A 16,923-nucleotide genomic window follows, 5' to 3' on the forward strand; every position below is an offset into this window, starting at 1 on the left:
ACCGACATCCGAGGATCGCGTCAGGATGGTGGGGTGCGCGCATGGGTGGTGGAGCGGCCGGCGCCGGCCGCGGAGGGGCCGCTGCGGTGGGTGATGTCGCCGGACCCCGAGCCGGCGGTGGGGGAGGTGCGGATCCGGGTGACGGCGTGCGGCGTCTGCCGCACGGACCTGCACCTCGCCGAGGGCGACCTGGCGCCGCGCAGGCCGCGGACGGTGCCGGGGCACGAGGTCGTCGGTGTGGTCGACGCGCTCGGACCGGGCGCGGGGCGGTTCGCGGTGGGCGAGCGGATCGGGGTCCCTGGTTGCGCGGCACGTGCGGCCGGTGCCGCTGGTGCCGGACCGGCCGCGAGAACCTGTGCCCGTCGGCGCTGTTCACCGGGTGGGACGCCGACGGCGGCTACGCCGAGCGCGCCGTCGTGCCCGAGGCGTTCGCGTACCGGCTGCCGGAGGCGCTCGACGACGCGGTGGCCGCCCCGCTGCTCTGCGCCGGGATCGTCGGCTACCGGGCGCTGGTGCGGGCCGAGCTCCCGCCGGGCGGACGCCTGGGCATCTACGGCTTCGGCGCGTCGGCGCACGTGGTCGCGCAGGTGGCGGTCGCGCAGGGCGCCGCGGTGCACGTGGTGACGCGGTCGGGCGACGCGCAGGCGCTCGCCCGGGAGCTCGGCGCGGCGTCGGCCGGGTCGGGTCCGCCGCCGGAGCCGCTGGACTCGGCGATCCTCTTCGCGCCGGCGGGTGACCTCGTCCCGGTCGCGCTGCGCGCGCTCGACCAGGGCGGCACGCTCGCCGTCGCCGGAATCCACCTCACGGACATCCCGCGCCTCGGGTACGCGGACGAGCTGTTCCGGGAGAAGCAGGTGCGCAGCGTCACCGCCAACACCCGCGCCGACGGCGAGGAGTTCCTCCGGCTGGCGGCGGCGCTGCGCGTACGACCCACGGTGTCGACGTGGCCGCTCGCCGAGGCCGACCGCGTGCTGGCCGACCTCGCGGGCGACCGGATCACCGGCGCCGCGGTCCTCGTCCCCTGAGGCGCGCACCGGGCGGGTGCATCGTCAGTCGGACGATCCTCGATGTCCCGTCGCGGCTGCGCGGTAGTCACCCGGCGTGGTCGCGTACTCCCGCCGGAACGCCTTCGCGAAGGCGAACGCGGAGCCGTACCCGACGACCGACCCGACCTGCGCGAGGGTCTTGTCGGTGTCGCGCAGCAGCCGGGCCGCGATCGTCATGCGCCAGCGGGTCACGTAGGTCAGCGGCGGTTCGCCGACCAGCGCGACGAACCGGCGGGCGAACGCGGCCCGGGACAGCCCGGCGACGCCGGCGAGCTGTTCGACGGTCCACGCGCGGGCCGGCTCGGCGTGGACGGCGGCGAGAACCCGTGCGGCGGCGGGATCGGCCATGGCCGCCGACCAGCTGCTGGTGTCGGCGGAATCCTGCAGCCACGCGCGGAGCAGGTAGACGAGCAGCGCGTCCACGAGCGACGGTGTGACGGCGGCGGCACCGGGTGGCGAGGTCCGCAGCTCGAGACCGAGGAGCTCGACCATCGCGCGCAGACCGGGATGGCGGCCCGGCAGCGCCGACAGGTGCACGACCTCGGGCAGGTCGCGCAGCAGCGGGTGCGGCCGGCTGCGCGCCAACCGGTATGCGCCGCACACGACCGTCGAGCGCACACCGGACCCGGGCAGCACGAGCCGCCCGAACGGCGCGTCCGGTGAGTCGCGGGTGGGCGTGAAGTCGCCGAGCGGCACGCCGCCCGCGGAAACGAGGGCGTGCGGGGTGCCGATGCCGAGCAGCACCACGTCGCCGGGCCCCAGTTCGACCGGTGCGAACCCGCTCCCGTCGATCGGGGTCAGCCAGCACGTGCCCTGGAGCACGACGTGGAACGCGGCGCCCATGACGTGGTCGAAGCGCAACCCCCACGGGGCGTGCGCCTCGGTGAGCGCGGCGACCGGCCGCCCCACCCGCATGGCGGCCAAGACGTCGGCGAGCACGTCCACGGCGTCACCCTAGCCCTCGATGCTGACAACGAGCGTCTACAGGACGGAGACGATCGGACAATGAAATGCGCGCATCAGCCATTTCTCGTCTCGTAGGCCTCGCCTACGTTGGGTTCATCGACGGGATGAGAAGGAGCGGACCATGACCTCCGGAACGGTGTGGGTGGAAGGCGCGACGGGCAAGGCGGGCAAGCGCGTGACGGCGGCGCTCGCCGCCGCAGGCGTCTCGGTCCGAGCGGCGAGCCGGCACCCGGGCCGGCCGTCGGGCACCGTGACACCGACCCGGTTCGACTGGTACGACGAGTCGACCTGGGGGGCCTCGGTCGCCGGCTCCGACGCCGTGTTCGTCAAGGGGCTCGACAGCGACGGCCAGGCCGCCGACCTGATCGCCCGGCTCGTCGCCTCCGCCCCCCGGGCCCGGCACGTCGTGCTCATGTCGGCGTTCGGCGTCGACCAGGCCCCCACGACGGCGCCTCGCCGGGCCGTGGAGCGGGCGGTGCGGGAATCGGGCCGGGAATGGACGATCCTGCGGCCGAACTGGCTGATGCAGAACTTCGACGAGGACGACGCGGTGCACGCGAGGGCGATCCGCGAGGACGATGAGCTGTACGCGGGCAGCAACGGCAGGCGGGTGGGCTTCGTCGACGCCCGCGACGTCGCCGAGGCGGCGGCAGCGGTCCTGACCGCGGACGGCCACCACGGTCGGGAGTACGACCTGACGGGACCGAGGCGCTGACGTACGAGGAGGTCGCCGAGGTTCTCGCCGAGGCATCGGGCCGCCCGGTCCGGCACGTCGACGCCGATGTCGAGCAGCACCGCGCGCACTTCGCGAGGTCCGGCCGTCCGGACCCGTGGATCGACCACATGATGGACCTGTTCGTGCTGGTGCGCGCGGGTGTGTTCGACGGCGTGACGGACGACGTCCGGCGCCTCACCGGGCACGCCCCGCGGACGCTGGCCGCCTACGCCGACGAGGTCTTCGCGGTCTGATCGGCTCCGACGTGTGAAGCCGCCGGGACCGGCCCCATGCCGGTCAGGCGGCGCTGGTCGCGGCCGTCGCCTCCGGCAGCAGGTCGGTGACGCGGACGATGCCGGTGCACACGCCCGCGTCGTCCAGAAGGACGATGTCGTCGTAGCTGCGCTCGCGGTCACCCGCGAGGCAGGACCGCAGGGCGGTGCGCACGTCGGCGAGGGCCTGCCGCACGCTCTCGGCCGTCACGTCGTGCCGCAGGCTGACGGCGGCCTGGCCGAGGGCCGCACGGGCTGGGGCGGGTCGGGTCCGCGGGGCCGGCACGACCGGACGCCCGGAGGGCATCAGGCCGGCCGGCAGCAGGATGCCGTCGGTGGACGGGCCGAGTGATCGGCGGGCCCGCTCGCGTCGCGGGTCACCTGCCGCCCCGGGCCATCGACAGCACGTCGAGGGCGGCGTCGAGCTGTTCGGTGGTGAGCTTGCCGTTGTCGACGTGCCCGCGTTCGATCACGACCTCGCGGATCGTCTTGCGCTCCTCGAGCGACTGCTTCGCGATCGAGGCCGCCTCCTCGTAGCCGAGGTAGCGGTTGAGCGGGGTGACGATCGACGGCGAGGACTCGGCGAGCTCCCGGGTGCGTTCGAGGTCGGCCTCGGCGCCGTCGACGACCTTGTCGGCGAGCACCCGCGCGGCGGCCGCGAGGAGCCGGGCCGACTCGAGCAGGTTGCGCGCCATCACCGGCATCATCACGTTGAGCTCGAGGTTGCCCTGCGACCCCGAGAACGCGACGGTGGCGTCGTTCCCGATGACCTGGGCGGCCACCATCATCGTGGCCTCGCAGATCACGGGGTTGACCTTGCCCGGCATGATCGAGCTGCCCGGCTGCAGGTCGGGAAGGCGCAGCTCGGCGAGGCCGGTGCGCGGCCCGGAGCCGAGCCAGCGGATGTCGTTGGCCACCTTGAACAGGGAGACGGCCACCGTGCGCAGCGCGCCGGACGCCTCCACGAGGCCGTCGCGTGCGCCCTGCGCCTCGATGTGGTTCTCGGCCTCGGTGAGCTCCTGCAGGCCGGTGGCCGCGCGCAGCTCCTCGACGATGCGGGACGCGAACTCCGGGGGAGCGTTCAGCCCTGTGCCCACGGCGGTGCCGCCGATCGGGAGCTGGGCCAGCCGGGGCAGCACGTCGCGGACGCGAGCGGCGCCGTACGCCATCTGCGTCGCCCAGCCGCCCGCCTCCTGCCCGAGCGTGATCGGGACGGCGTCCATGAGGTGCGTGCGTCCCGCCTTGACCACGTCCGCCCAGTCCTCGGCGCGGCGGCGCAGCGCCCCGGCGAGGTGCTCGAGGGCGGGGACGACGTCGCCCACCAGCGCCTCGGTGGCAGCCACGTGGATCGTGGTCGGGAAGACGTCGTTGGACGACTGGGACGCGTTGACGTGGTCGTTCGGGTGCACGTCCACGCCGGAGCGGGCGGCGATCGACGCGATCACCTCGTTGGCGTTCATGTTGGAGCTGGTGCCGGAGCCGGTCTGGAAGACGTCCACCGGGAAGTGCTCGTCGTGCATGCCGGCGGCGACCTCGTCCGCGGCGGCGGCGATCGCGTCGGCGAGCTCTGGCGGGAGCACGCCGATCTGCTTGTTCACCCGCGCGGCGGCACCTTTGACCAGGCCGAGCGCGCGGATCTGGGCGCGCTCCAAGCCGCGGCCGGAGATCGGGAAGTTCTCGACGGCACGCTGGGTCTGCGCGCGCCAGAGTGCGTCGACGGGCACCCTGACCTCGCCCATCGTGTCGTGCTCGATCCGGAACCCGTCGTCGGTGGCCATGCGTTCCAGTGTTCTCCCCGCCGACACCCGGGTGCACCCGGAGGTGGCGGTGGCCGTGGGGATACGCAGTTGTGCGTATCCCCACGGGCGGCTGCAGGCGCAACCATCGCCCGGTGTGGAAGTGGCGCTCCCGTCCCCGGGAGCGGCCGGAACCGGGGGCCACCCCGCGTGCGGGGGCGCGCCGCGACGGCCCCGCCGACAGCCCCGCCGACAGCGCAGCCAGATCGTGCTGCGGTCATACCGCGCCGCGGTGCTGGTGTCGAGGTGGCCACCAGCCTGCACCTGACGCCACGAGAGCTCGCCGTGCTCGGTGAGCTCGCCGACGGCCTCACCGCCGCCGCGATCGGCCGCAAGCTGCTGATCACCGAGCGGACGGTGCACAAGCACCTCGAACGGCTCAAGCTCGGCGTGGGTGACCGGTTGGCCGCCGTGCTCCGGGCCCAGCGCCTGGGCCTGCTCCCGGCGCGGTAGCCCCTACGGCAAGGGCGGCGGGGTGTGCTCCGCCTCGGCGATCTGCTCCGCGGAGAGGTCGAAGTTCACCGAGGAGTACTCGCGCAGCTTCGTGAGCCGGTGCGAGCCCTCGATCATGCGGACGGTGCCGGACTTCGAGCGCATGACGATCGACTGCGTGGTGCAGCCGCCCGCCCAGTAGCGCACGCCCTGGAGGAGGTCGCCGTCGGTGACGCCGGTGGCGCAGAAGAAGACGTTGTCGCCCTGGACGAGCTCGTCGGTGGTGAGCACCCGGTCGAGGTCGTGGCCCGCGGAGACGGCCTTCTCCCGCTCCTCGTCGTCGCGGGGCCACAGGCGGCCCTGGATGGCGCCGCCCATGCACTTGAGCGCGGCCGCGCTGATGATGCCCTCCGGGGTGCCGCCGATGCCGACCAGCAGGTCGATGCCGGTGTGCGCGCGGGCCGCGGAGATCGAGCCCGCGACGTCGCCGTCGGTGATGAACTGGATGCGGGCCCCGGTGCGGCGGATCTCCTTGACGAGCGACTCGTGCCGCGGCCGGTCCAGGACGCACACCGTGACGTCGCTGACGTCGAGGTGCTTGGCCCTGGCCACGCGGCGGATGTTCTCGCCGATCGGGACGGTGATGTCGATGACGTCGGCCGCCTCCGGGCCGACGGCGAGCTTCTCCATGTAGAACACGGCCGACGGGTCGAACATCGCGCCGCGCTCGGCCACCGCCAGCACGGCGACGGACCCCGGCATGCCCTTGGCCATCAGCGTGGTGCCGTCGATCGGGTCGACGGCCACGTCGCACTCGGGGCCGGTGCCGTCGCCGACGTGCTCGCCGTTGAACAGCATGGGCGCCTCGTCCTTCTCGCCCTCGCCGATCACCACGACGCCCCGCATGGACACGGTGCCGATGAGCTGGCGCATCGCGTCGACCGCTGCGCCGTCACCACCGTTCTTGTCGCCGCGGCCCACCCATCGGCCTGCGGCCATGGCCGCCGCCTCGGTGACGCGGACGAGCTCCATCGCCAGGTTGCGGTCCGGTGCCTCGCGACGGCTCTCGCGTGGGGTCGCCACGCCCTCGGATGTCGTCATCTCGCCCTCCTTACCCCCGGACCGACGATGGCGCGGGCTCGTGGATCCCGATCCTCGCAGATCCGGCGACCGTCCGAGGTCTCGTCGAACGCCGATGAGAGCATCAGCACGACGGCCCGTCCGCCCGTGCTGCACGATGGACGGGTGAGTTCCCAGCCCGGCCCACCGGCGAAGCCGCCGCGTTCCGCCCTCACCATGCGCGACATGATCGGCGCCCTCGTCGTGCTCGCGCTGGTCGTCCTCGCCGCGGGCGGGCTCTCGCACTCGTGCACCTTCGCGCCCACCGGCCCGACGGTCGACGCGTCCCGGCTCCCCACCGTCGACGCCTCCGCCGAGCTGGCACGCCTCGCGCCGGACTCGTCGTTCCCGCTGCGCGTCCCGGCCCTGCCGGAGGGCTGGCGGGCGAACGCCGTGGACCGGACCTCGCTCCCGGCGGGCGGCCGGGTCGTCAGCACCGGCTTCCTCACGCCGGACGGGCGTTACCTGCGGCTGCAGCAGGGCGACGCCTCCGAGGAGGCGATGCTGCGCGCCGAAGCGGGCGACGGGCCCGCGCCCGCGCAGGGCACGGTCGACGTCGACGGGCAGCGGTGGGTGGCCTACACCGGGCAGCGCGGCGAACCGATCTGGATCACGGACGTCGGCGGCGTCCGGATGCTCGTCACCGGCAGCGGGAGCGAGGCGGACCTGCGCACGCTGGCCGGGGCGGCCGTGCGGGGCGAGGTCGTCGCACCGGGCCGCTGATCAGTCCCGCTCGCACGCCGCCGCGAGGGCCGTGCCGAGCACCGGGGCGAACTTGAACAGGTTCTCCCCGTGCACCGCGACGACCCGGCCGGCGTGCTGGACGTGGAACCCGTCGCCGAGGCCCGGCGTCGGCGTGCAGTAGACCGTCTCGACGATCCGGGGTTCCACCGCGAGGTGCTCGCGCGCGTACGCGAGCACCTCGTCGCGGGCGGCAGCGGTGGCGGCGTCCCGCCCGACCGGCCACGCCGTGGCTGCCGGATCGAGGTGGCCGCCCACGGCCCACCGGCCCGGGCCGCTCGCGTGCTGGTAGGTGCCCAACCCGGTCGCGGGGAGGTCGATCCAGCTCCGCCAGGCGACCGCGGGGTCGACCGGGAACGTGAACCGCGCGTGGTGCTCCAGCTCACCGGGCACGGAGACGCCGACCCGCGCGGCCAGCGCCGACGTCCCGGTGCCTGCCGCCAGTAGGACGACGTCGAACCGGGCGGGCCCGCTCCGGCTCCACACGTGCCCGTCGGCGTCGACCGCCTCGACGGGCTCCCGGCGCAGGGCCCGCGCGGTGAGTCCGGTGAGGTACTCCCGCACCGCGTCGACGTCGACCACCCCGCCGGACGGGTCGAGCAGCGCCTCCGCCGGGGGTCTGCGCGTGGGCAGCCGGAGCCGGTCCGCGTCCGGCTGCAGCTCGAACGGCGCGTCCGCCGCCTCCATCGCCGCCGCCCACGTCGGGACGTCGGCACCGCTGATCACGCATCCGGACGGCACGACCATCCGGCGGCCGGAACGCTCGGCCCACCGGTCGAACCCGGCGCGGGCATCGGCCGCGAGCCGTACCAGCTCGGGCTCGCGGTGCGCGTAGCGGAAGATCCGCGACGAACCGACCGACCGCTCCGCCATCGGTTCGTCGGCCCGCTCGTAGCAGACCACCTCGGCACCGCGCTCCAGCAGCGCGGCGGCCGCCGACAGGCCCACCACCCCGGCACCGACCACAGCGACCCGCATCCGTGCTCCCCTCAGAGGTACTCGGCGTCGGTGCGATCGCCGGCCACCGGTCCCCGGAACGGCTCGAAGCGGAAGCGGACGCCGCCGGAGCTCGAGCTGAGCGCGTCCGCGTCGCTCCCCCCGGCGCTCGCCTTCTCGATGTGGACGACCCCGGCCGTGCCGATCACGTCGAGCTGCGCGAGCAGCCTGGCGAGAGCGACGGACGCGCCCTGCGGGGCGGCCGCGGTCTGCGTCAGCGTGCGGTGCAGCGCCGTGACGTTCCAACCCTCGCGGTACCCGCTGCCGACGGGGACGGCGACCACGACGTCGAGCAGCCAGTGCGAGGGGGTGTCCCGCACACCGGCAGTGGGGTGTGCCTCGATCCCGATGATCTGGTCGGCGCGCACCAGCCCGTCGGAGTGGGTCTGCACCCACACGTTCGTCAAGCTCACCGAATCCACCTCACTCGTCCCGACCGGTGGGTCAGGGACGAGTCTCGCGGATCGAGGCCGTGGTGTGGCCGATCTGCCGCCGTCCGGGTGCATCCGGCGCCCGCAACGCGCGCCGCCGCAGGACGGCTGCCACCACCACCGACAGCAGCGACAGCAGGGGCGTCGGGAACCCCACCGCGGTCCCGACGGCGATGTCGGCGAGCGGCGCGAGAACGGCCACCGCGAAGAGCGCGGGCGGGGCCGTGGGGAGCCGGACCGGGCGCCCGGTCTCCCGGTGCCGGGCCCAGCGCGTGCGCGACCACGGCTTGGCGACCGAGAGCCAGGCCTGGAAGCCGAGCGCGCCGGCCATCGCGACCGTTCCGAGGGCCATGGCGGGTCCCGCCTCCGCCGTCGTGGCCGCCTCGTCGAGGGCGTCGGAGAGCAGGAAGATCCCGGCGTAGAGCTGGGCCAGCGTGATGGCGAACTTCGCGAGCACCCACCGCTGGTGGACCAGACCCCACGCCGTGCCGAGGGCGAGCACCAGCCCGGTGGACGCCGACGCGTTGGCCAGCGGTGCCAGCAGGGCGGTGTCCAGGAAGTGGGCCATCGCCGTCGCCGCCGCGGCGTTGCCGGTGTCGGTGGCGCCGAGGGCGAGCAGGGCGAAGAGGGCCAGCGCCAGTCCCATCCAGCCCACGGATGTCACGACGTGCAGCCACACCGTCAGCTGCCGCCACCTCCGGTCGTTCCCGCGCACGCCCCCGACGGTGCCGCGCCGGAGCGGCCGCGTGATCGGGAACTCCCCTGACCTCTGCCCTGATCTCGGGTCAGGGCAGCACGCCGCGCAGGCCGTCGAGCAGGCAGCGCAGGCCGAGCTCGAACAGGGCGTCGAGGTCGAGGTCGAAGTCGAGTTCGGGGATCCGCTGGAAGTGCGGGAAGGTGCCGCCCGCGGTGAGGGAGGTCAGGGCGTCGGCGTGCGCGTCCATCCACTCCTCCGCCGTCAGGCCGCTCTCCGCCTCGGCCTGCGCCTCGGACTCGAGGTTCACCGCCATGCCCCGCACGTAGCTGAACAGCATGATGTGGACGTCGAAGGCCGCCGCGGTGTCCAGCCCGCGCCCGTCGAGGGCGGCGAGCACCCACTCCGTGTAGCGCAGGGCGCTGGGGACGAGCTGGGGCCGGGTGAGCGACATCGCAGGCGCCAACCAGGGATGACGGCGGAACACCGTCCACTCCAGCCGCGCGGCGATCTCCAGCGCGGCGCGCCAGTCCGACGGGGCGTGCGCGGGCAGCGGCTCCTCGCCGAACGCGCGGTCGATCATGAGCGTGACCAGGTCGTCCTTGCCGGACACGTGCTGGTAGAGCGACATGGTGGGGATGGCGAGCTCCGCGGCGACCCGCCGCATCGACAGGGTCGCGAGGCCCTCGGCGTCGGCGATGGTGATCGCGGCGCGGACGACGTCGTCGCGCGCTGGGCTCGACGCGGCGCGGCGCCGGGCGGGGCGGGCGCTGCCCGGCCGGGCGGCGACGACCGTGCCGATGCCGCGCACCGACCGCAGCACGCCTTCGTCCTGCAGGAGCGAGAGGGCCCTCGTGGCCGTGGCCATCGCGACGCCCCACTGCCGGGTGAGTTCCCGGGTGGACGGGACCCGGTCGCCGGGGCCGAACTCGCCCGCGGCGATGCGCGCGCGGAGGTCGGCCGCGATGCGCGTGGACGTGGTCTCGGTCACTTCGTCGCCTCCCGGCCGTGGGTGTACTAGTGCAGCAGCGCGCAGGCCGCCACTCCTGGCGAGCCTAGTGCACTAGTACTCTCAAGCCCGAAGCCGCAGGTAGAGAGCCATACATCCTTGCGCGAGGTGTTCGTACGCCGTACGGTCACTTCATGGGAACCAGAGGGAGTCGTACGGTGCACGACAAGGATGTGCTGATCTCGGGTGCCGGTGTCGCGGGCCCGGCCCTCGCTCACCTGCTGGTCCGTGCCGGCTACCGGCCCACGGTCGTGGAGCGGGCCCCGGTGCCGCGGCCCGGCGGGCAGACCGTCGACCTGCGCGGGGCCGGTCGCACGGTCGTCGAGCGGATGGGGCTGCTGCCGGCAGTGCGCGAGGTCACCGTCGAGGAGCGCGGCGTCGTGTACGTCGACACGACGGGGCGCCGGCGCGCGCGGATGTCCGCGGAGGCCTTCGGCGGCGAGGGGATGGTCGCGGAGATCGAGGTGATGCGCGGCGACCTCGCCCAGGTACTCCTCGACGCCACGCAGGACGGTGTCGAGTACCTGTACGACGACGCCGTCACCGCGATCGAGCAGGACGAGGACGGCGTCGCGGTGCGGTTCCGGCGGGCGCCCTCGCGTCGCTTCGGGCTGGTGGTCGGCGCGGACGGCCTGCACTCCGGCGTCCGGGCGCTGGCCTTCGGGCCCGAGGAGCGGTACGTCCGGCCGCTCGGGTGCGCCACGGCGTTCGTCACGGTGCCCGACCGGTACGGCCTCGACGGGTGGATGCACATGTACAACGCGCCCGGCGCCACGCTCGCGCTGCGCCCGGACCGGGTGCCCGGCCAGGTGAAGGCGCTGATGGCGTTCCGCACGCCGCCGTCGGGGATCCACCGGCGCGACCCGGCCGCGCAGCGCGCGCTCCTCACGCGCACGTTCGCCGGTATCGGCTGGGTGGCCGACCAGGTGGTCGCCGACCTGCAGGACAGCACCGCCCTGGTCGTCGAGGAGCTCGGCCGGACGCGCATGGCGTCGTGGTCGTCGGGCCGCGTCGGGCTGCTCGGCGACGCCGCGTGGTGCCCGTCACCGTTGACCGGCCTCGGCACCAGCACCGCGCTCGTGGGTGCGTACGTGCTGGCCGGCGAGCTGGCGCGAGCCGCGGGCGACCACCGGGCCGCCTTCGCGGCGTACGAGCGCGTGATGCGGCCCTACATCGACCAGGCCCAGGAGCTCCCGCCCGGAGGCATCAACGGGTTCGTCCCGTCCTCGCGGATCGCGATCGCGTTCTTCACCGGGATGCTCCGGTGGATGGACCGCTGGCCGCTGCGGAACCTCATGGCCGCCCAGTTCGGCAAGGCCGACGCGATCGAGCTCCCCGACTACGACGAGGCGCCCGCGGCGGCGTGAGTCAACCGGCGGCCTCGTCCAGCACCTTCTGCACGCGTTCCCGGGCGCCAGCCAGCTGCTCCTCGCAGCGGCGCGCCAGCGCCTCCCCGCGCTCCCACAGCGCCACGGACTCGTCGAGGCCGAGGCCGCCCGCTTCCAGGGCGCGCACCACCTCGGCGAGCTCGTCGCGGGCCTGCTCGTAGCCCAGCCCGTCGACGGCGGGGCGTTCGGTCATGGGGCGCTCGCCTTCTTCCTGGTCCGGGTGCCGTTCCGTTTCGCCGCGGGTTCGCCGACGGTGGCGGGCACGGCGCCGTCGGCCACCCGGATCCGCAGGTGGTCACCCGGCCCGACCTCGTCGACCGAGCGCAGCACCGGCAACGGGTCGGCACCGTCGTCGGGCACCCGTTGCACCACGGCGTAGCCGCGGGCGAGGGTGGCGGCCGGGCCGAGGGTGGCCAGCCGGGCTCGGACGTGCTCGAGGTCGTGGCCGCGCCGGTCCAGCCCGCGCTCCACGCAGGCGCGTGCCGCGTCGCGCAGGCGCTCCACCTCCACGGTGCGTGCGTCGAGCGCGCGCAGCGGCTCGGCCAGCACCGGACGGCCGCGCAGGGCCGACAGCAGCCGCTCCTCGCGGTCCACCCAGCCCGCGAGGGCCCGCCGGGCCCGGTCGCGCAGCCCGGCGATCCGGGCGGTCTCCTCCGCGATGTCCGGGACGAGCCTGCGGCCCGCCTCGGTGGGCGTGGAGCAGCGCACGTCGGCGACGTGGTCCACCAGCGGGGTGTCCGGCTCGTGCCCGATCGCCGAGACCACGGGGGTGCGGCAGTCGGCGACGGCGCGGCACAGCGTCTCGTCGGAGAAGGGCAGCAGGTCCTCGACGCTGCCACCGCCGCGGGCCAGGACGATGACGTCGACGTCGGGGTCGCGGTCGAGCACGCCCAGCGCGTCGACGATCTGCGGCACGGCCAGGGCGCCCTGCACCGCGACCGGCTCGATCCGGAACCGGACGGCGGGCCAGCGGGCCTGCGCGTTCGTCACCACGTCGTGCTCGGCGGCCGACGCGCGGCCCGTGACCAGCCCGATGCAGTGCGGCAGGAACGGTGGGCGGCGCTTGCGGGCGGGGTCGAAGAGGCCTTCGGCGGCCAGCAGGCGGCGCAACCGCTCGATGCGGGCGAGCAGCTCCCCGATGCCGACGGCGCGGATGTCATCGACGCGCAGGGAGAGCGTTCCCCGGCCGAGGAAGAACGACGGCTTGCCGTGCACGACCACCCGGTTGCCCTCCGCCACCGCGGGGCCGCCGTCGCGGACCAGCCCGATCGGCGCGGTGAGCTGCAGCGAGACGTCCGCCGCGGGGTCGCGCAGCACGAGGAACGCCGTGCCGGTGCCGGCCCGCGCCGTGATCTGTGCGAGCTGGCCCTCGACCCACACCGCGCCGAGCCGGTCGACCCACTCCGCGATCTTGCGGGCCACCGTGCGCACCGGCCACGGCTGCTCCGGCGAGGTCGGGGCGCTCACCCTTCAGTGACCGTGGTGATCCGGTTGGAGAGCATCGTGACGAACGGCGCGCGGTTCTCGTGGGTGGTCTCCCACTCGAGCAGGGCGCGCAGGTCGTCGGCGGACAGGTGGCGCAGGCGCCCGCGCAGCTGCGGGATCGTCAGCTCCTGGTAGCCGGGCAGGGCGTTCGGCCCGGACGCCTCCGGCTCTGCGGGCTCCGCGGGCTCCGGGGTGTGGCCCTCGGCCGCGGCCGCGGTGGCCGCCGCCGCCGTCTCCACGGCGGTGTCGGCGGGCGGCTCCGGCCGGCTGGGCCTGTGCAGCTCGGTGACGAGTGCCGCGCCGTTGCCGGACGGGGGCGTCTCGTCCTCGTCGTCGAACGTGGCCCAGCTCGGTCGCTCGTCGACGGGCCGGAGCGTGCTCAGCGCCTGGTCGCCCTTGATCGCGAGCTCCGTGACCTTCTGCTGCACCCGCATCGACGCCTGCAGCGCCTGGCTGACGGCGGTGACGGGCAGCTCGACCACGAGGCGCGGCAGGTCCCGGGCCTGTTCCACGGCGGACGCGACGAGGCCGGCGGCGACGCGGACCGGCAGCGGCAGCGGACTCATGCCCCCAGTCTCCCCCGGGGCGGCACTCCCACAAGCCTCGGGGCGCAGGTCGCGGAAACGGTCGGGAGTGCGCTTCGTCGCGGTGGCGTCGGCCACGCGCGGCGCGTCCGTAGGCTGGAGGCATGTCGGGTGCTACGAAGCGCGTCCTGCTGGCCGCGCCGCGCGGGTACTGCGCAGGCGTCGACCGGGCCGTCGAGGCCGTCGAGCAGGCGCTCGAGCAGCACGGCCCGCCGGTCTACGTGCGCAAGCAGATCGTGCACAACGTGCACGTCGTCGAGACCCTCACGGAGCGCGGCGCGATCTTCGTGGACGAGGCCGACGAGGTGCCGGAGGGCGCGTTCGTCGTGTTCTCCGCGCACGGCGTCTCGCCCGCGGTGCGCGAGCAGGCGAAGGACCGGGGGCTGCGCACGATCGACGCCACCTGCCCGCTGGTCACCAAGGTGCACGGCGAGGCCAAGCGCTTCGCCCGCGAGGACTACGACATCCTCCTGGTGGGCCACCACGGGCACGAGGAGGTGGAGGGCACCTCCGGTGAGGCGCCCGAGCACATCCAGCTCGTGGAGACCGCAGCCGACGTCGCGAACGTGCAGGTCCGCGACCCGGAGAAGGTCGTGTGGCTCTCGCAGACCACGCTGTCGGTCGACGAGACGATGGAGACGGTGCGGGCGCTGCGCGAGCGGTTCCCCGCGTTGCAGAACCCGCCGAGCGACGACATCTGCTACGCCACGCAGAACCGCCAGGTGGCGGTCAAGGCGATGGCGCCGCAGTGCGACCTCGTGCTCGTCGTCGGTTCCAAGAACTCCTCGAACTCGGTGCGGCTCGTCGAGGTCGCGCTGACCGCGGGCGCCGGGGCCGGGCACCTCATCGACTACGCCCGCGAGATCGACGACGCATGGCTCGAGGGCGTCACCACGATCGGGCTCACGAGCGGTGCGTCGGTGCCCGAGGTGCTCGTGCGCGGTGTGCTCGACCACCTCGCCGAGCGCGGCTGGGAGTCGGTCGAGGAGGTCACCACCGCCGAGGAGACCCTCAGGTTCTCGCTGCCTCGCGAGCTGCGCCCTGCTCGCTCGGCGCGTTGACCGGGCGCTGGAGCGCCACCCGCAGCACGCCGAGCACCAGGACGATCCCGGTGGCCCACGCCATCACCGGGAACGCGTTGACCAGCGGTGCCCCGATCACGAGCAGCTGTTCGGCCACTCCCTGACCGGGGCGCGGCGAGCCCGCCGCCAGCACCACGACCGGCACCGCGGCCGCCACGAGCAGCGGCGGCTGGACCATCGGCCCGAACAGGCCGCTTCGCCGCACCCAGATCACCGCGAGCACGCAGCCGGTGATGTGGCAGATCGTGAACACCGTGCTGAGGTTGCCCAGCCGCATCAGGTCGACGAGGACCCCGACCGCGGTGAGGGCGGCGGCGAGGCCGACCGCCGCGATCGGCGGCACGCCCAGCACGGTGGGCAGCGCCGAACGGTCCGCCATCGGCCACCGGCCTCCCGGGCCGCGATCCGGCGCCGGGCGCTCGCGGGGCTCCGGCTTCCCGGGCTTCTTCGCGGGCCGGCGCGCCGCCCTGGTCGACGCGGCGGGCTCCTCCGCCTTCGCCGGCCGGCCGCCCGTGCGCGCACTCGCCGACCTGCCGGAGGCGCCGGACCGCGGGCGGGAGGCGCCGCCACGCCCGGGTTCGGCGGGCGGGCGACGGCGGGGGGTGCGCTCGCCGGCCGGGTCGGTCATCCCGTCACGGTAGCTCGCGACTCACCGCGTCCGTCGCTGCCAGGGCGTTCACCCGGCCGATCGACGCGGTCGAGCTCGTGCAGCGCGATCAGTGAGTCGGCGGCCGACGCCACCAGCTCCGGCGCGGAGACGGTCCGCGGTGCCCGCTCCACCTGCGTGGGCTCGCCGATGTCACCGTCGGCGGCCCCGAGGTCGGTGAGCTTGCGCGCCGTGACCAGCACCCGAGCCTCGAGCGACGAGACCGTCTGGTTGTAGCTCGCCACCGCCGAGTCGAGGCTGCGGCCCAGCTTGGCGACGTGCGTCCCCATCGTGGCGAGCCTGCTGTGCAGCTCCTTGCCCAGCTGGTGCACCTGCGCGGCGTTGCGCGCGAGGGCCTCCTGCCGCCACGTGTAGGCGACGGTGCGCAGCAGCGCGATGAGCGTGGTGGGCGTGGCGATGACGACGTTGTTCGAGAACGAGTGCTCCAGCAGCGCCGGGTCGGACTGGAGGGCGGCCTCCAGGAACGGGTCGCCCGGCACGAACAGCACCACGAACTCCGGTGACGGCTGGAACGCGGCCCAATAGCTCTTCGCGCTGAGCGTGTCGACGTGCTGGCGCAGCTGGCGGGCGTGGGCGGCCAGGCGCTCGCGGTGGACCTCCGGGTCGCGCGACTCCACGGCCTCCAGGTACGCGGCGAAGGGCACCTTCGCATCCACCACGATCTGCTTGCCGCCACCGAGGTGCACCACCAGGTCGGGGCGCACGCCGCCGTCCTCGCCCTGCCCGACGACCTGCGTGGAGAAGTCGCAGTGCTCGACCATCCCGGCCAGCTGGACGATCCGCTCCAGCTGCAGCTCGCCCCAACGGCCCCGCACCTGCGGCGCCCGCAGCGCGTTGACCAGCTGCTTCGTTTCGTCCTGGAGCCGCTCCGAGCTGGTGCGCATCGCGGTGACCTGCTCGCGCAGCCCCGCGTAGGCCGACTCCCGCTCCTTCTCGACGGTGCGCAGCTGCCCCTCGACGCGCTGCAGTGCGGCGGCCACCGGGTCGAGCAGCTTGCCGACCGCCTGCGCCCGCGCGGTGGCATCGCCGTCGGCCTTCGCCGCCAGCGCCGCCGTCGCCTCCTTGATCCGGCCCTCGGCCAGCGCGACGAACTGCTCGTTGTTGCGGGCCAGCGCGTCGGCGGACAGTGCCTGGAACGCCTGCTTCAGCTCGGCGTCGCGCCGGGTGAGCAGCGCCTCCCGCTGCGCACCCGCCTCGCGCTCGCTCCGCAGTGCCGCCGCGGCGGCGGCCGCCTCCGCCTCGGCCTGCCGCAGCCGCTCGACCACGGCGTCGTGCGTCGCGGTCAGCTCGTCGAGCCGCTGCACGAGCCCGGCCCGCTCGGCGCGCAGCCCGGCCGCGTCGGCCCGCAGCATCGCCGTGGCGTCCGCGGTGGCCCGCGCTGCTTCGGCCGCCGAGAGCCGGGCGCGGGACGTCAGGAGGAACCACACGGCCCCCGCGCCCAGCGCTGCGCCCACGATCATGCCGATGAGCAGCACAGATACGGATGGGGTGTCCATCCGA

General features: G+C 74.6%; 21 protein-coding genes and 1 pseudogene. 8 read left to right on the forward strand and 14 right to left on the reverse strand.

What is annotated here, in order from left to right; genetic code table 11:
* Positions 1 to 20: 20 nt before the first annotated feature.
* The gene (locus ABEA81_RS18775) at positions 21 to 164 is read right to left on the reverse strand and encodes a hypothetical protein (protein ID WP_345606660.1); all 144 of its coding nucleotides are present in this window, start codon (positions 162 to 164) and stop codon (positions 21 to 23) included.
* Here ABEA81_RS18775 and ABEA81_RS18780 point away from each other — a divergent pair.
* A pseudogene (locus tag ABEA81_RS18780) lies at positions 139 to 231 on the forward strand (hypothetical protein); the annotation flags it as partial. The gene ABEA81_RS18775 and the pseudogene ABEA81_RS18780 overlap by 26 nt on opposite strands.
* Before the next feature lie 71 nt (positions 232 to 302).
* On the forward strand, positions 303 to 1,025 hold the full coding sequence (locus ABEA81_RS18785; RefSeq protein ID WP_345606472.1) for a zinc-binding alcohol dehydrogenase family protein: 723 nt from the start codon (positions 303 to 305) through the stop codon (positions 1,023 to 1,025).
* Between the two features lie 24 nt (positions 1,026 to 1,049).
* Here ABEA81_RS18785 and ABEA81_RS18790 read toward each other — a convergent pair whose 3' ends face one another.
* Positions 1,050 to 1,991 carry an AraC family transcriptional regulator gene (locus ABEA81_RS18790; protein WP_345606473.1) on the reverse strand — a complete coding sequence of 314 codons (942 nt, stop codon included), beginning with the start codon at positions 1,989 to 1,991 and terminating at the stop codon, positions 1,050 to 1,052.
* A gap of 142 nt (positions 1,992 to 2,133) precedes the next feature.
* On the opposite strand from ABEA81_RS18790, the gene ABEA81_RS18795 reads away from it, so the two are divergent.
* Entirely contained in the window at positions 2,134 to 2,727 is a 594-nt protein-coding gene (locus ABEA81_RS18795) for an SDR family oxidoreductase (protein ID WP_345606474.1), read from the forward strand.
* Positions 2,728 to 2,855: 128 nt separating this feature from the next.
* Positions 2,856 to 2,981, forward strand: a complete 126-nt coding sequence (locus ABEA81_RS18800) for a hypothetical protein (protein WP_345606475.1) — start codon at positions 2,856 to 2,858, stop codon at positions 2,979 to 2,981.
* A 43-nt stretch (positions 2,982 to 3,024) separates the two neighbouring features.
* On the opposite strand, the gene ABEA81_RS18805 is transcribed toward ABEA81_RS18800, so the two are convergent.
* A complete protein-coding gene (locus tag ABEA81_RS18805; RefSeq protein WP_345606476.1) occupies positions 3,025 to 3,210 on the reverse strand; it encodes a hypothetical protein in 186 nt (61 codons plus the stop codon).
* Positions 3,211 to 3,376: 166 nt separating this feature from the next.
* Positions 3,377 to 4,777 carry a class II fumarate hydratase gene (locus ABEA81_RS18810; RefSeq protein ID WP_345606477.1) on the reverse strand — a complete coding sequence of 467 codons (1,401 nt, stop codon included), beginning with the start codon at positions 4,775 to 4,777 and terminating at the stop codon, positions 3,377 to 3,379.
* A 264-nt stretch (positions 4,778 to 5,041) separates the two neighbouring features.
* Here ABEA81_RS18810 and ABEA81_RS18815 point away from each other — a divergent pair, with 264 nt between their 5' ends.
* A complete protein-coding gene (locus ABEA81_RS18815; RefSeq protein ID WP_345606478.1) occupies positions 5,042 to 5,248 on the forward strand; it encodes a response regulator transcription factor in 207 nt (68 codons plus the stop codon).
* Between the two features lie 3 nt (positions 5,249 to 5,251).
* Here ABEA81_RS18815 and glpX read toward each other — a convergent pair whose 3' ends face one another.
* Entirely contained in the window at positions 5,252 to 6,328 is a 1,077-nt protein-coding gene (glpX, locus tag ABEA81_RS18820) for a class II fructose-bisphosphatase (RefSeq protein WP_345606479.1), read from the reverse strand.
* Between the two features lie 144 nt (positions 6,329 to 6,472).
* Here glpX and ABEA81_RS18825 point away from each other — a divergent pair, with 144 nt between their 5' ends.
* Positions 6,473 to 7,069, forward strand: coding sequence for a DUF4245 domain-containing protein (locus ABEA81_RS18825; RefSeq protein ID WP_345606480.1), 597 nt, complete (start codon positions 6,473 to 6,475; stop codon positions 7,067 to 7,069).
* Here the strand turns inward: ABEA81_RS18825 and ABEA81_RS18830 are convergent, their stop codons facing one another.
* The 4 genes from ABEA81_RS18830 to ABEA81_RS18845 form a co-directional block, all read right to left on the reverse strand.
* Positions 7,070 to 8,065 (reverse strand): FAD-dependent oxidoreductase, encoded by a 996-nt coding sequence (locus tag ABEA81_RS18830; protein ID WP_345606481.1) that lies wholly within the window; start codon positions 8,063 to 8,065, stop codon positions 7,070 to 7,072. It lies immediately after the preceding gene.
* 11 nt (positions 8,066 to 8,076) lie between these two features.
* Entirely contained in the window at positions 8,077 to 8,496 is a 420-nt protein-coding gene (locus ABEA81_RS18835; protein ID WP_345606483.1) for a hypothetical protein, read from the reverse strand.
* A gap of 31 nt (positions 8,497 to 8,527) precedes the next feature.
* A complete protein-coding gene (locus ABEA81_RS18840; RefSeq protein WP_345606484.1) occupies positions 8,528 to 9,229 on the reverse strand; it encodes a hypothetical protein in 702 nt (233 codons plus the stop codon).
* 70 nt (positions 9,230 to 9,299) lie between these two features.
* Positions 9,300 to 10,199, reverse strand: a complete 900-nt coding sequence (locus ABEA81_RS18845; protein WP_345606485.1) for a TetR/AcrR family transcriptional regulator C-terminal domain-containing protein — start codon at positions 10,197 to 10,199, stop codon at positions 9,300 to 9,302.
* A 176-nt stretch (positions 10,200 to 10,375) separates the two neighbouring features.
* Between ABEA81_RS18845 and ABEA81_RS18850 the strand changes: the two genes are divergently transcribed.
* On the forward strand, positions 10,376 to 11,584 hold the full coding sequence (locus tag ABEA81_RS18850; RefSeq protein WP_345606487.1) for an FAD-dependent monooxygenase: 1,209 nt from the start codon (positions 10,376 to 10,378) through the stop codon (positions 11,582 to 11,584).
* Position 11,585: 1 nt separating this feature from the next.
* On the opposite strand, the gene ABEA81_RS18855 is transcribed toward ABEA81_RS18850, so the two are convergent.
* From ABEA81_RS18855 to ABEA81_RS18865, 3 genes are read right to left on the reverse strand one after another with little or no spacing between them, the layout of a single operon-like run.
* Entirely contained in the window at positions 11,586 to 11,798 is a 213-nt protein-coding gene (locus ABEA81_RS18855; RefSeq protein WP_345606488.1) for an exodeoxyribonuclease VII small subunit, read from the reverse strand.
* Positions 11,795 to 13,072, reverse strand: a complete 1,278-nt coding sequence (gene xseA / locus ABEA81_RS18860; RefSeq protein WP_345606489.1) for an exodeoxyribonuclease VII large subunit — start codon at positions 13,070 to 13,072, stop codon at positions 11,795 to 11,797. The genes ABEA81_RS18855 and xseA overlap by 4 nt, the downstream gene beginning before the upstream one ends.
* Positions 13,069 to 13,656, reverse strand: a complete 588-nt coding sequence (locus ABEA81_RS18865) for a lipid droplet-associated protein (RefSeq protein WP_345606490.1) — start codon at positions 13,654 to 13,656, stop codon at positions 13,069 to 13,071. Before ABEA81_RS18865 ends, xseA begins: the two co-directional genes overlap by 4 nt.
* 122 nt (positions 13,657 to 13,778) lie before the next feature.
* Between ABEA81_RS18865 and ABEA81_RS18870 the strand changes: the two genes are divergently transcribed.
* Positions 13,779 to 14,735 (forward strand): 4-hydroxy-3-methylbut-2-enyl diphosphate reductase, encoded by a 957-nt coding sequence (locus tag ABEA81_RS18870; RefSeq protein ID WP_345606491.1) that lies wholly within the window; start codon positions 13,779 to 13,781, stop codon positions 14,733 to 14,735.
* Here ABEA81_RS18870 and ABEA81_RS18875 read toward each other — a convergent pair.
* Both ABEA81_RS18875 and ABEA81_RS18880 read right to left on the reverse strand, forming a co-directional pair.
* A complete protein-coding gene (locus tag ABEA81_RS18875; protein ID WP_345606492.1) occupies positions 14,686 to 15,384 on the reverse strand; it encodes a DUF6542 domain-containing protein in 699 nt (232 codons plus the stop codon). The two genes, ABEA81_RS18870 and ABEA81_RS18875, sit on opposite strands and share 50 nt — an antisense overlap.
* On the reverse strand, positions 15,381 to 16,919 hold the full coding sequence (locus ABEA81_RS18880; protein WP_345606493.1) for a DNA recombination protein RmuC: 1,539 nt from the start codon (positions 16,917 to 16,919) through the stop codon (positions 15,381 to 15,383). The genes ABEA81_RS18875 and ABEA81_RS18880 overlap by 4 nt, the downstream gene beginning before the upstream one ends.
* Positions 16,920 to 16,923: the final 4 nt, after the last annotated feature.

Origin of the sequence: Pseudonocardia adelaidensis (assembly GCF_039543345.1) — a bacterium.
Taxonomy (GTDB): domain Bacteria; phylum Actinomycetota; class Actinomycetes; order Mycobacteriales; family Pseudonocardiaceae; genus Pseudonocardia; species Pseudonocardia adelaidensis.

Coding starts and splice junctions, on each gene's coding strand:
- ABEA81_RS18795 (WP_345606474.1), top strand. CDS start 2,134: ATGACCTCCGGAACGGTGTGGGTGGAAGGCGCGACGGGCAAGGCGGGC.
- ABEA81_RS18800 (WP_345606475.1), top strand. CDS start 2,856: ATGATGGACCTGTTCGTGCTGGTGCGCGCGGGTGTGTTCGACGGCGTG.
- ABEA81_RS18810 (WP_345606477.1), bottom strand. CDS start 4,777: ATGGCCACCGACGACGGGTTCCGGATCGAGCACGACACGATGGGCGAG.
- glpX (WP_345606479.1), bottom strand. CDS start 6,328: ATGACGACATCCGAGGGCGTGGCGACCCCACGCGAGAGCCGTCGCGAG.
- ABEA81_RS18830 (WP_345606481.1), bottom strand. CDS start 8,065: ATGCGGGTCGCTGTGGTCGGTGCCGGGGTGGTGGGCCTGTCGGCGGCC.
- ABEA81_RS18855 (WP_345606488.1), bottom strand. CDS start 11,798: ATGACCGAACGCCCCGCCGTCGACGGGCTGGGCTACGAGCAGGCCCGC.
- ABEA81_RS18865 (WP_345606490.1), bottom strand. CDS start 13,656: ATGAGTCCGCTGCCGCTGCCGGTCCGCGTCGCCGCCGGCCTCGTCGCG.
- ABEA81_RS18870 (WP_345606491.1), top strand. CDS start 13,779: ATGTCGGGTGCTACGAAGCGCGTCCTGCTGGCCGCGCCGCGCGGGTAC.
- ABEA81_RS18875 (WP_345606492.1), bottom strand. CDS start 15,384: ATGACCGACCCGGCCGGCGAGCGCACCCCCCGCCGTCGCCCGCCCGCC.
- ABEA81_RS18880 (WP_345606493.1), bottom strand. CDS start 16,919: ATGGACACCCCATCCGTATCTGTGCTGCTCATCGGCATGATCGTGGGC.